At 24.2% G+C, this 13,771-nt stretch carries 11 protein-coding genes; 6 read left to right on the top strand and 5 right to left on the bottom strand.

Annotated elements, in window-relative coordinates; all coding sequences use genetic code 4:
• Positions 1–91 precede the first annotated feature (91 nt).
• Complete coding sequence (locus tag ACXX88_RS03250; RefSeq protein ID WP_436358983.1) at positions 92–406, bottom strand: thioredoxin family protein; 315 nt, start codon at positions 404–406, stop codon at positions 92–94.
• A gap of 240 nt (positions 407–646) precedes the next feature.
• On the opposite strand from ACXX88_RS03250, the gene pfkA reads away from it, so the two are divergent.
• Positions 647–1,627, top strand: coding sequence for a 6-phosphofructokinase (pfkA, locus tag ACXX88_RS03255; RefSeq protein WP_436358982.1), 981 nt, complete (start codon positions 647–649; stop codon positions 1,625–1,627).
• A 188-nt stretch (positions 1,628–1,815) separates the two neighbouring features.
• Here pfkA and ACXX88_RS03260 read toward each other — a convergent pair whose 3' ends face one another.
• Together ACXX88_RS03260 and ACXX88_RS03265 are read right to left on the bottom strand one after the other, a co-directional pair.
• Complete coding sequence (locus tag ACXX88_RS03260) at positions 1,816–3,366, bottom strand: MATE family efflux transporter (protein ID WP_436358980.1); 1,551 nt, start codon at positions 3,364–3,366, stop codon at positions 1,816–1,818.
• Complete coding sequence (locus ACXX88_RS03265; RefSeq protein WP_436358978.1) at positions 3,366–4,025, bottom strand: deoxynucleoside kinase; 660 nt, start codon at positions 4,023–4,025, stop codon at positions 3,366–3,368. Before ACXX88_RS03265 ends, ACXX88_RS03260 begins: the two co-directional genes overlap by 1 nt.
• A 185-nt stretch (positions 4,026–4,210) precedes the next feature.
• On the opposite strand from ACXX88_RS03265, the gene ACXX88_RS03270 reads away from it, so the two are divergent.
• Genes ACXX88_RS03270 through ACXX88_RS03290 form a run of 5 tightly spaced genes read left to right on the top strand, consistent with a single transcriptional unit; the run spans position 4,211 to position 10,839 of the window.
• Positions 4,211–5,278 (top strand): YitT family protein, encoded by a 1,068-nt coding sequence (locus ACXX88_RS03270; protein ID WP_436358976.1) that lies wholly within the window; start codon positions 4,211–4,213, stop codon positions 5,276–5,278.
• A gap of 50 nt (positions 5,279–5,328) precedes the next feature.
• The gene (locus tag ACXX88_RS03275; protein WP_458559584.1) at positions 5,329–6,252 is read left to right on the top strand and encodes a nucleotidyltransferase; all 924 of its coding nucleotides are present in this window, start codon (positions 5,329–5,331) and stop codon (positions 6,250–6,252) included.
• A complete protein-coding gene (locus ACXX88_RS03280; protein ID WP_436358971.1) occupies positions 6,236–6,598 on the top strand; it encodes a hypothetical protein in 363 nt (120 codons plus the stop codon). Before ACXX88_RS03275 ends, ACXX88_RS03280 begins: the two co-directional genes overlap by 17 nt.
• A gap of 10 nt (positions 6,599–6,608) precedes the next feature.
• Positions 6,609–9,767, top strand: coding sequence for an AAA domain-containing protein (locus ACXX88_RS03285; RefSeq protein ID WP_436358970.1), 3,159 nt, complete (start codon positions 6,609–6,611; stop codon positions 9,765–9,767).
• Positions 9,757–10,839 (top strand): class I SAM-dependent RNA methyltransferase, encoded by a 1,083-nt coding sequence (locus tag ACXX88_RS03290; RefSeq protein ID WP_458559585.1) that lies wholly within the window; start codon positions 9,757–9,759, stop codon positions 10,837–10,839. The genes ACXX88_RS03285 and ACXX88_RS03290 overlap by 11 nt, the downstream gene beginning before the upstream one ends.
• Before the next feature lie 125 nt (positions 10,840–10,964).
• Here ACXX88_RS03290 and ACXX88_RS03295 read toward each other — a convergent pair whose 3' ends face one another.
• Positions 10,965–13,259, bottom strand: coding sequence for a hypothetical protein (locus tag ACXX88_RS03295; RefSeq protein ID WP_458559586.1), 2,295 nt, complete (start codon positions 13,257–13,259; stop codon positions 10,965–10,967).
• Between the two features lie 61 nt (positions 13,260–13,320).
• The gene (locus ACXX88_RS03300; protein WP_458559587.1) at positions 13,321–13,671 is read right to left on the bottom strand and encodes a hypothetical protein; all 351 of its coding nucleotides are present in this window, start codon (positions 13,669–13,671) and stop codon (positions 13,321–13,323) included.
• Positions 13,672–13,771: the final 100 nt, after the last annotated feature.

Genomic DNA, 13,771 nt, shown 5'->3' on the forward strand with positions numbered 1-13,771 from the left:
AGTAAAAAAATTTTACCAGTGATATCACTGGTAAAATGTGTCCCAATAAATTGTCACACTTTACTTAGTTTTTAAACTAAGTTTTTTAAATTTAAATAATTTGTTTTAGTGCTTCTGAAAATTGTTCATATGCACCATAACCAACAATGTGAGAAACTAATTTTCCATCTTTATAAATAAAAGTTGTTGGAGTTCCTGAAACTCCCATTTCTCTTGCGAAGTTTCTATCTTGATCTACATCTACTTTATAAACTTCAATGTTCATTTTTTCTGCAACTTCTTTTAAAACAGGTGCCAACATTTTACATGGACCACATCAAGTAGCATGGAAATTTAATAGTTGCACTCCTTTTCCATTTTCAATACTTTGTGCTAATGTTTCTTTTGTAACATCTTTTACAAACATTTTTGTCTCCTTATTAATTTAAATATTTTCAAATAAATTGTAAAGGAAAATTAAGAAAAAAATACAAAAAAGTTGTTTTAAATGAAAAAAATGCGAAAAAATTAACTTTTTTAATTCAAAATAACAATTAAAAACTATTTTTAAACTAAAAATGGAAAAAAATAAGTAAAAATATTAAAATATTTTTTGATTTTTCTTAAAAAAAATTTATAATTTAATAGTTATTTATTAAGGACACAAATGAAAAAAGAAATTAAAAAAATTGCAATATTAACTTCTGGTGGTGATGCACCTGGGATGAATAATGCTGTTCGTGCAGTTGTTAAACATGCACTAGCAAATGAAATAGAACCTTTTTTAGTTTTTGAAGGTTATAAAGGATTATATGAAAAAAATATAGTTCCTGCTTCAAAATTTAATGTTGATGACTATGTTTCAAAAGGTGGAACATTTATTTTTTCAGCAAGATTCCCTGAATTTAAACAAGAAGAAACAAGAAAAATTGCTAAACAAAATTTAGAAGAATTAGGAATAGATGCACTTGTTGTTGTTGGTGGTGATGGTTCTTATATGGGAGCTCAATTACTACACGAACTTGGAATTAAAACCATTGGATTACCAGGCACAATTGATAACGATATTACATCAAGTGATTTCACAATCGGATATGATACTGCTTTAAACACAATAGTTGAAGCTGTAGATAAATTAAGAGATACTTCAAATTCACACAACAGATTTTTAATGTTAGAAGTAATGGGACACGGTGCTGGAGATTTAGCTTTATATTCTGGTCTAGCAACTGGTGCTGAAATTATTATTACAAACGAATTAACAATGACTAAAGAAGAAATTGCTAAAGTTGTTGAACACCAAATTAAAACAATGAAAAAAAGAAGTGTGATAGCTATAGTTAGCGAATTTATTTATCCTAATCTAAAAGAAATTGCAAGTTTTGTTCAAGAAAAAACAGGAATTTCTTCTAGAGCAATGGCTTTAGAACATGTGCAAAGAGGTGGAAATCCTTCAGCACAAGAAAGAATCTTAGCTACTTTAATGGGAATGAAAGCTGTTGACTTACTTAAAAAAGGTGAATCTGGAGTTGCAATAGGTGTTAATAAAGGTGACATTGTTGCTACACCTATATTAGAAGCTTTACAAGCACCAAGAAAAAGTAATAAAGAAAAAACAATAAAATTCAATAAATTAAATCAATCATAATAGGAGAAAAAATGAGAAGAATTAGAAGAAAAGAAATGGCTGAAAGAAAAGCTAAAAGAGTAGAAAAAATTAGAAAAGAAGCTAAAAAAGCAGCAGCAAAAGCTGCACAAACAAAATAATAAAGAATTTGAGTTTAAACTCAAATTTTTATTTTAAAAAAATCAGTAATTTAATACTGATTTCTTTCTCTAATGTGTAATGTTTCTTGCTCAGTTAGTTTTAAAATAAAACAACTCATAAATAAATAATTTTACTAAGTCCGAAGTGAATAAAATAAAGTAATAAAAGGCAAATTGATAATTTAAACTTAAATTAAAATTCGGTATAAAAACAAAAACTATTAAAGTTAATCACAATATTTGACCAATTCCTGAACCAAATTGTAATATAGAAGTTAAATTATTTTTTCCTCCCGCTTCCATAGTTCTAACACTAGAACTAAAAATTATTCATATAGGATTAAATATAGCAATTGAAATTGATGTTAGTTGTATTTCTTTTAAATAATATGCTGAAGCTAACTCTTTTTGTTTATCAATTATATTTTGTGATACCCCTATTTGTTTTAATTGCTCTTCTAAACCAGTCTCAACACCAGAAGAAAAGAACTTCATAAAAGGAATAAATATAATTAAAATCGCAAATATACATGATAAACCTAATGCAATTACAAAATGAAATCCCTTTAATTCTTTAGCATTTTTCTTTGCTTCTTCAATTTCATTGTTTCCTAATTTTTTTCCAACAAACAACGTGACATTAGCACCTATAATCCCAAAAGTCGATGTAAAGATATTGGTTAATGATGTTGTTATTCCTAAAATAGCTGCAGCACCAAGTCCTCAGTACTCCTTATATTCTCCATAACCCAATGAACCAACTTTATAACCTGCTGCTCATAAAAAAGTTCTTATGGAAATAAAAACAAAGCTAGATGAAGATAAAAGAAAACTTGGTATTCTTTTTAAAAATAATATTCATATTTTTTTGCTAATCTTAAATATTTTTAAAGGATTTACAAGTGTTTTTTTACTTTTGAGTCCCATAAAAACTAAACTTACAGCTAAACTCACAATACCTGAACAAACAGTTGCTCATGCAGAACCAACAACTCCAAATTTTGGTATTAATGTTAAATTTAAAATTATATTTGTTAATAAACTAGTTAATGATATATATAATGAAATTCCACCATTACCTGTTTCTCTTAATAAAGAAATAGTAGTAAAAGAAATAGACATTAAAATTCAAGATATAACAATTATTTTTATATAATCTGTTGCTTGTTTTACAATATCTAAATAAGTTTGACTATGCTCTCCATTGACTATATTATTATCTTTTGCAATCGTCTTTATAAAAAATTCTGGAGATATTAAAATCATAATTGAAAATATAAGTCCAAAAGCAAAAGAAATTAAATATCTTGTTCTCAAAACTTCTTTTGTTTCTTTTGATTTTTTGGCGCCCCAAAATTGACCAAATAAAGGCATTCCAATTGCATTGTAACTTATTAAAATTCCACCAATAATTCCGGTGAATGCGTTTGCAAAATTTAATGCTGAAACACCACCTGAAATTCCTGTAACCATAAAATTATCAATAAAACCATTTAAAGATACTAAAAAACCGGACAATACTACAGGTATTGCGATTTTTGAATATAATTTTCAACGTTCTTTTGTAGAAGGGAAAAACGATAAAATGAAGGATAAAAATTTATTTCTCGTCGTTATCATTATTTTCTATTTTTCGAGTAATTTTTAATAATTTCAATAACTTTTTCTTCCACTTGCTCTTCATTTAAACCGTTGGTGTCTACTACAACATAATTTAAGTTAAATTCTTTACATAATTTTTCAAAATAAGGTTTGTAATTTCTGTGTAAAACTTCAAAATATTCTTTATTTTTTTCTCAATTGTCTGTTTCTACAGCTCTTTCTCTCTTGAAAAATCTTTCTTTAAATGTTTCAAAAGAAATATCTAAAAAAATTGCAAGATCAGGAAATTCTTCTGGTGTAATCAATTCTCTAAAAGCTAGTTCATATGCTCTCATATATTTAGGTTCTTTTTTTGCTAAATTTATTTGAGCAAAGATATGATGTTCAATTGAAAATCTATCTAAGAAAAAAAATCCTTTTTCTTTGTTTTTTAGATTTCTTTCTTTAAATTTATTTAGTCTATCTGCAAAAATTGATGAATGGTTTTCAATAATGTATGTTTGAAAACCAATTGTCAAATTTTCTCTTTGTTCATATAATCACTTTAAAAATGTGTTGAAAACTTCGTCGTTTTCATTAAATTCTAATAACATTTCTGAATTTGGAAATTTTTTTACTAAAGATGATGTTAGTGTACTTTTTCCACTACTAATCATTCCGCTAATACCTATAACCATTTTATTTACTCCTTGTTTTTTTGTGTGTAATTTAATAATAAACATTTTTTTAAAAAAACAAAATAAAAAAAGCAATAATTTCAAAAAAACATTTTATAGAAATCTTTTTTTTATTTTTTGAAAATTTTTTTTATTTTTTTTGAAAAAAATATAAAATATTAACGTAAATAGCACATAGGAATAATATGAAAAAAAACGATAATACTTTTATTAAAAAAATTAAAAAACTTGAAAATGAATTAATTAACACTGGTGATAATAATCCTAAGAATTTTATTGATGTTTGTAAAAAGAAACCTTTTTCAATCTTTATGATGTTGGTTTCTTCTTTTCTTTTTACTTTTTCAATAGTAATTGTACTTGCAAAAGCTAAAACAATTCCTTCTGGATTAACAGCTATCCCAACTCTTATTACATATATTTTTAGTGAAACAAAACATTATTTTTCTTTACTTTACTTAGCACTAAACTTACCGCTAATCATTTTATTTTGAAAACATTTAAAAAGAAGTTTTATGTATTTAACGATAATTTGAATGATTTTTCAAAACTTATGAAATTTATTTTTTAATATAACAGTAGTTCATGACTTTTTAAGTAACCATATAACTGTTGAATCTGATAATTGAGATGTAGTAAAAGCACTAGAATTAAACACAGATTTATGACCTATTCTATATTATACCTTTTTAGGTTCTGTACTAATAGGAGTTTCAATTGGTCTTGCTTGAAAATTTGGTGGTTCAAGTGGAGGGACAGATTTTATTTCTTATTACTATTCAACTAAAAAAAGAAAACCAATTGGAAAAATATTATTTTCTATTTCTATTAGTATAGCTTTTGTTTCATTAGTACTTTTTGGAACACTTGGTTATTTTAATATTGGAGAAGGAAAAATACATAAAATTTTAGGAATTCAAGTTGTTTCCACTATTATGTATATATTCCTAACATCAATGATAGTAAACTTAATTTATCCAAAATACAAAAAAGTGGAATTAACTTTTCACACTTCTGAGCCTGAAAAAATTCTTGCTCATTTAAAAGTTATGAAATATTGACATTCCTATAATTTATGAGAAGGGATTTCTGGATATACAGGAAAACCAACATATAAAATCAAAACTATTGCATTATATTTAGAAGTAAAATACATTGTAAATGAATTAAAAAATGTTGATCCAAGCATTTGAATCTCTATCAAACCTGTTTTAGAAACAAGTGGTTTATTTGACACCTCAAGAATAGAATAATTTTTAAATTATTTTATTCTTTTTTTTACAGATTTTAATAAAATTATTTTATGGCAATAGCAATAATAGCAGAATATAATCCATTTCACAACGGACACAAACATCAACTAGAATATGTTAAGAAAAATTTCCCGAGTGACAAAATATACATCATACTTTCTGGAAAATATGTGCAAAGAGGAGAAATGGCAGTAGCTTCTTTTGAAAAAAGAAAAGAACAAGCACTTAAATATGGTGCTGATTTTGTTGTCGAATTACCTTTTGAATATGCAACTCAAGCAGCCCATATTTTTGCAAATGGTGCTTTAAAAATTATTAATGATTTAAAAATTGATAAACTTATTTTTGGAAGTGAATCAAATAATATTGATAATTTATACAAAATTGCTGAAACTATTTATTATAATGAAGAAATTTATAATAAACTAGTTAAAAAATACTTAAAAGAAGGCTTTTCCTTTCCAAATTCTAGTGCAAAAGCGTTACAAACTTTAACTGGTGAAGAAATAAGATTGCCTAACGATATTTTAGGATTAGAGTATGTTAAATCAATTGTCTTCAATAATTATCCAATTCAAGCATTTTGTATGCAAAGAACAGTTGGTTTTCACTCAGAAACCACTTTTAACGAATTTGCTTCTGCAAGTTTGATAAGGAAAATGATTTTTGAAAAACAAGATATTTCTAAATATACACCTATGAAATTTGATAAAATTCCTGATAGGATAGAAAATTATTATTCTAAATTTCAAGATATTGTAAGAAATACCCCTGCAGAAATTTTGAAATTAAATCCAATGATTAGTGAAGGAATGGAAAATTTATTTAAAAAGCATATAGAAGAAAAAACTTATGATGAATTTGTAAATAAATGTAATTCCAGAAGATATACAAGTAGCAGAATCAAAAGGGTAATGCTTTATATTCTACTTGAAAAACATAAAAAAGGAGATGAAAATGAGAACAAAAGATAAAATTTTAATTGTTTTTTTAACAATAATAACTTTGGGTTTTATTTGGATTTATTGAAAAAATAAATCCAAAAACAAAACAGAAAATCAATTATCAAAAAGTTATAAAACAAGCATAAATGTTGCTTTATTAATTGAACTTCTTGGTAAAAAAGAAAACATTAATAAAATAGAAAATAGTCATAAAAAAATTAAAATTTATTTAAATAACACTAAATTAGTTAAAGCTGAAGAAATACAAAAATTAAAAGGAATTTCGGGTGTTTTAGTTTCTAGTACTTATGTTAATTTAATAGTAGGAAACGTTGCTGAATACCTAAAAACAGAAATTGAAAATATAATGAAGTAAAAGGAAAAATATGAATATCAACTTTGATGTAATAAAGAAAAATAAAGAAAATTATAAAAGAATTTTAGACAACTTATTTGATGTAGATAGATTTGATACATCGCTTTTTGTTAACATAAATGATCATGATTTTATGGATGTATTCAAGTTGTTTGATCAAAAACAATTTGAAAAAATCTATACACAAGCAAATTTTAGAGTTGCCTTAACTGAAAACAACTTAAAAAAAATAGTAAATGAAATAAAAGACGCTTCTTCTGTTGAAGAAGTTGAATCTATTTTTATAAAAAATAATGATATTTTAAGTGCAGAAACAAAAGTTAAATTAGAAAAAGATTTTGATAAAGAAAATAAAGCACTGCAATCCGAATTAAAAGAAAAAATACAGAAAAATAGTTATAAATGAAAGAAATTTTTAACCAAAGCAAGAAGTTTAAATAGTGAAAGAAATATTTGACCAATGCAGATAGGAATGCTTTTTGTTTCTGTTGAAATTGAAAAAAGAAAAATATTTGCTCCTTTATTTTTTAAAGAAGTTAATATTGATATTTCTAATTCACAAGCTTTTTTATTTTCTGATGGAGAAATTAAAATTAATGAAAAATTAATTTGAGTTTTAGAAAAAGGAAATTATTTACTAGGAGTGGATATTGATGTTTCTAGATTATCTATTGAAGAATTGGAAAAAGTTATAAAAACTAATTGATCAAATTTCAATATTAAAACTTTTAAAAATAATATTTCCAAAGTTAATGTGGATTTAATTGATAATAATTTACATTTTCACCCTGGTATGGTTTTAGGAATTTTTAATTCATTCGGAAGTCACCAAAGAAAAATAATGGAAAAAATTATTGAAAATGATGAATTAGATGAAATTTTAGATGTTGACTTTAATAAAAATAATTACAAAAACAAAGTTAATAAAATAATCTTTAATAAAGTTTTTAACTTTGTAAAAATAAATAAAACTAATTATTCTCAAGATAAAGCAACAGTATCAGCTCTTTCTCAAAATACCATAATTTGAGGTCCTCCAGGTACTGGAAAATCACAAACTATTTCTAATATTATTGCTAATATTATTATTTTTGATAAAAAAGGTCTTGTTGTTTCTCAGAAAAAAGCTGCTTTAGATGTTTTAAAAGATAGAATGAATAAGTTATCAATTTTTTGCTTATTTATTTTAAATGATAATTCTATGAATAAAGCAACATTCTATGAACCTATAGAAAAATTAATTAATATATTAGAAAATTTTGAAAATAAATCCAATATTGAATCATTGAAAATTATTTATGATGATGAAAAAGAATATATAGATTTATTTAATAAATTTGCTAATAATGAAAATCTTGAACAAAAAATTGAAAATTATTCTTTTATAAAGAAAAATGTGGCATCTTTATCTCCAAATACAATTGAATCTTTATATAAAATTAGTAAAAATATTAGTATTAATACAGATGATTTTAAAGAAAATATTAAAAAATTAAAGTGAGCTATTTTAGATGCAAAATCAGGAAAGAAAAACAATTTCTTTCAAAAAATTTTTAAAAAATTAACTGATGAAGATAAACAAGATATTGAAATTATTAAAAAAGAAATTCATAATTTTAATGGGAATTTAAAAGAAATAACCGATAAATTAAGTTCTTTAACTCCACAAGAATTGAGTGACATTAATAGTTTCTATGAATTTGTTTTTGAAAGCTCAAAACAAGATATTTCCAATGAAGAACAACTTGTAAACTTTACCTTTTATAGATTATTTAAAAAACTAGAAAAAATTAATCAAAATAAGGAGATGAAAAAACTTTATTCAAAATTTGTTCTTGCAGTTAGAACAAAACATAGAGATCCTTATAAATTTGTTCTTGAACACCACCAAATTATTAAAGAATTATATCCTATTATTATTTCTTCAGTAGATACAGAACTAAGTAAGTGAGATAAAAATGAATTTGACTATGTTATCCTTGATGAATCATCACAAATCTTTATTGAAAAAGCATTTCCAATACTATATTTAGCAAAAATCAAAATTTTTGCTGGTGATGACAAACAAATGCAACCTACAAGTTGATTTTCAACACGAAGCAATGTAGAAGATGCTGAATTAGGAAACATTGAATCCATCTTAAATTATGCAGTTTTTAAAGGTGTTTATAGTATTTTACTAGATAAAAATTATCGTTCCAATTATGCTTCATTAATGACTTTTTCATCAAAACATTTCTATAATTCAGAACTTGATGTAATAGATAAATTTAATACAAAAAATCATAACTCCATTGAAGTTATTCAAACAGATGGTGTATGAGAAAATAAAATCAATAAAAAAGAAGCAGAAATTGCAATTGAACAAACAAAAGAAAACCTAAACAAGTATAAGAAAATTATTCTTTTAACCTTTAATAGTTCCCAAAGAGAATATATTGAAAATCAAATTTTAAACAATCATCCAGAATTAGAAGAAGCTCTAATTAGTGAAAAAGTTTTATTGAAAAACATAGAAAACATTCAAGGGGATGAAGCCGATTTATTAATAATTTCTGTTGTTTATGATAAAACTACCGCATTACATACTACTTATGTTTCCCGTTCAGGTGGAAAAAACGCTTTAAATGTTGCTGTTTCAAGAGCAAAAGATAAAATAATTGTAATTAAATCTCTAAAAGCAGAAGAAATTGAAAATACTAATCAAAATGAAGATATTGCTTTATTTAAAAAGTGATTATTATTTTTAGAATTAACAAATGAACAAAGAACCAACTATTTAAACTTAGAACTTAAAGATGAAGATGAAAGTAATAATAATAATAAAGTCCAAATCCATAATAAATTAAAAGAAGAAATTTATGATACTTTTGAATCTGATTCCTTTTTTGAAACTCAAAAATTATATGTAAAAAAAGATTTTTCTATTGGTAGTCAAAATATTGATTTAGCAATTACTAATGAAAAAAATAAAATATTAGTAGCATTTACGATCGATGATTATAGTAGCTATAATTCATATGAAAACTATATAATCAATAAAGATAAAAATAATTTTTTAAAAGCTAAAAATTACAAAATAATCGAAATAAAAAAAATAGATTGATTAATTAATAAAGAAACAATTATTAACAATATAAAAGAAATGATTTCTAGAGATGATAACTAAAATATTTTTTTATAATCAAAAAGGTGAAGGTGTTGGTTTATGAAATCAAAAACCTGTATATTTACCTTTTACAATTTTAAATGAAACTGTGGAATTTACCTTTATAAAAGAAGAAAAAAATTATTATATAGGTAAGGTTACAAAAATAATAATAGCAGATAAAAATAGAAATCTTGAAATCCCTAAAAATGCAGATTTTATAGGTGGATATGAATTAATGCATATGAATAAAGAAGCAGAAAAAGAATACAAAATTTATAATTTAATTTCTGTATTTAAACAAATTGCAAAAATAGATTTAAATCAATATAAAATTAATTATTTTCAAGGAACAAAAGAGTTAAGATATCGAAATAAAATCACTTTATTTGATGGTGGATTAAAAAAGAAAAATTCAAATGAAATTTTCTATTTAGACGATTTCTTATTAACAGATATAAAACCATTTAGTAATCAAAAAGGGAAAATTATTATAAGAAAACTTGAAACGCAAATTGAAGGACACAAAAAAGATAATATCTTTACTTTTGATAATTTTAAAAACCTTCGTTTTAAGGTTTCCATTGGTTCTTTTTATCAAGTGAATAAAGAAGTTGCTCTTGAAGCTTATTACAGAATTAAAAATTTTATAAATCAAGATGCTAAAGTAGTAGATTTATATTCAGGAATTGGTTCAATTGCTTGTTTTATAAGCAGCAAAGCTAAAACTATTGAAGCGGTTGAAATAAACAAAAATTCATATAAAGATATGTTATATAATATTAACTTAAATAAAATAAATAATATTACTCCTTTCAATCAAGATGTTTATAAATATTTAAAAAATTTAAATTCTTTAAAAGGGAAAACTATAATAGTAGATCCTGATCGCACTGGTTTAAAGAAAGAAGTAATAAATGAATTACAAAGGTTGCTACCTGATAAAATCATTTATTTATCTTGTAACATTTCAACACAAGCATATGACATTTCTCTTCTAAAAGAAAACTATAAAATTGAATATATTGAAATTTTTAATATGTTTTGTAAAACTTTTCACATTGAAAATTTAATAGTTTTAACCAAAAAATAAAATATGTTATAACAAAAACTCCATCTTATTTTAAGTGGAGTTTTTTGTTTATGAATTTCAACATAAATCCATTCTTTAATTAATGATTTATAGGATTAAAAAGTAATATTTATATTCTCAAATTTTTAACTTGGGTTATTTTGTTGTTTTTCGTTTTCTAATCGTGCTTCTTCTAATGCTTGTTCTTTAAGTGCATTTATTTTTGCAATAGTTTTTGTTTCCTTGCTTCTTAAAGCTTCTAAATAGTATTGTCTTCTTTCGAAAATTACATGTTCTACTTCATATATAGCATCACTTCTTTTGCTTTCAACATAAGAAATAGCATATTTTATTATGTGATCTTCTACATACTCTTGAAAATTTGCACCTCTTGTGTCTTTACTATCGAGAATTTCATTGGCTTTTGCTATTTCATAGTCATCTCCTTCTAGTATAAGAATTGTTTTTCTTGCTTTTTGTATAAGATCTTCAATAATTTTATTTACTTTATCTGATATTGTTTTTAGTTCATCAAAAGTAGTTGCTGAATTTACAGTGTTAGAAAATTGATTTTTAGCTTCACTTCCTTCTCTTAAATTCTTATAAATTAAATGTAAAAGTTTAGGTTTATAAGATTTTATTAATCTATCTTTTTGTTTCTCTCTAGTTTCTGTTGCTTCATTTTTAATTTCTTCTAATTTAGTTACATTAGGTGCTAAAGAAAGTTTATTAATTAACTCTTCTTTTTTAGCTTTGAACTCAGAATTCTCTTCTACTTCACTACCTTCTATACTATCAATAACTTCTCTAACTTCCTGTACTTTTTCGTTAAATTTGACATTTGATTCATTTATGATTTTTTTCAACTCTGCTTGATTTTCTTTATTAGTTTCAATTTGTTGGTTCAAAAAATCATACTCACTATGTCCTACTAGTTTAATAATAGATGTTCTCGCTTCATTTAATGAAGTTGCAAGTGAATTTTGTGCAGTTTCTTTAGCTTCAGTAATCTCTTTCAAAGTTGAATTATAATTATTAACAATATTTAATAAATTAGTTTTTTCTTCTCCTTCTGCTAACTTATTAATTTCATTTTTTGCAATTATACGAGCCTGTTCTTTTTCCTGTTCATTTATTGGTTTGGATTTAATAACTTTAACTTCATCAATAGTATTTACAGATATTAACTCATTTGTTAACTCTTCTTTTTTTGTTTCATCAGTTAGTTTAGCAATTTCAGCTTCTGCTTCTTTTTTAGCATTTGCTAATTCTTTTGCTAGTTGCTTTTCAATTTCTTGTTTTACTTTGTTTAAATCTTGAAAAGTTGTTGTTGAATCAACTTTTGATTTAAGATTTGTTTTAATATCGTTGTCTTGAATTTTATCTGCTTGAAGATGATTCTTTCTTTTCTCTTCATTTAATTCTTCTTGTTGTTTTGCGATAGCTTTATCTATTACTGCTTGAACTAATTCAACTGTATTAGCAGAATCTAATTCAGTATTTAAAGGATCTTTATTTTCTTGTTTAGTTAATTTAGATATTTCAGTACGAGCATCAACTTTCTTTCTATCTACTTCAGTAGTGTATTGTTCTTTTTCTTTTTCTCTTACTGCTTTGTCTTTAATTACATTAGCAGCATCAATAGTTGTTGCTACTTCTAATTCTGTTCTTAACTCTTGTTTTTTAGATTCATCAGTTAGTTTAGAAATTTCAGTTTCTGCTGCTTGTTTTGCTGCCGCTAGTTCTTTAGCAAGTTGATCTTCAATTGCTTTTTTAATTTTTTGGATTATTTCTTCAACTTTTGCTTTATCTTCATCATTTATAGAATTAAGTTCATTAGCAAATTTTATTCTTTCATCAGAAGATTCAAGTTTATCAATTAATAAATGTGCTTCAAGTAATACTTGTGCAAATTCTTTAATTTTAAAGATTTCTTCAGGAGAATTAGTACTTTCTAATTTTTGATTTAAAAAAGGTTTTTGTGCTTCTTTTTCTAATGAATTAACTGCAGCTTGTGCTTCTGCTTTTAATGCTTTAGTAATTCTATCTTTAATTGCTTCTAACTGAGCACTTGTAGTAGCATCATTAATTTCAGCAGTGAATTTATCTTTAATTTCTTGATTTGAAAGTTTATCTTTTAAAGCATTTGCTTTATTTTTTTGCTCGTTTAATTGAGTTGTTAAATCATTTGCAATCTCATCTTTAATTGCATTGATTTCTTCAATTGTAGTTGTTGCATCGATTTTTTGTTTAAAATTGGATTTCTTATTTTCATCAAGTAGTTTATCTGCTTCTAAATTAGCTTCAACTTTTGCTTTTGTATAATCACTTTGATTATTATTTCTACTATTTCAAAAAACAGTTGCAGTTGTTCCTATTGATGTTGAAAGTGCTGTTAATGCTAGTACACTTATTAGAATTTTTGCATTTGGTTTTGCCATAATTATCTCTCTTTTTATTAGTTTATTTTTAAATAATATTCTTTAAAATATGGTTATAAAATTATCTTTGAACTGCAAGTATAATTACTACTACTAATAAAATTATGTATGCGATTCAGTAAATAATTGTTGTTCAAACTGCTCTTCTTGTTCAACCACTTTTTAAAGCAGAATTTTGATCAAATTTTTCAACTTTTTGAACTACATTGTTTTGAAATACTAAAAAGTGTGATTTATTCAAACTATAGTTTTCAATAACACCATATTTATAATTCTTTTCTTCCACAAATCCTATGTGTTTGTTTTCATAGTTAATGAAAGAAAGTTCATGTGATAATTTATTTTTTTTGTAATAAATTGCATTTTCATCTGAATAAAATAACTCTTCTGAAACTTTAATTTTTTCAAGCAATTTATCACTCGATTCTTTAGTTGCTTTTTTAACTAAAAGTAAGAGTTTTAAAGTGGGACAAAAAACTTAACATTAGGTTAAGTTTTTTTGTTCGCCTTAT

This window comes from Mycoplasma sp. 5370 (assembly GCF_054343435.1).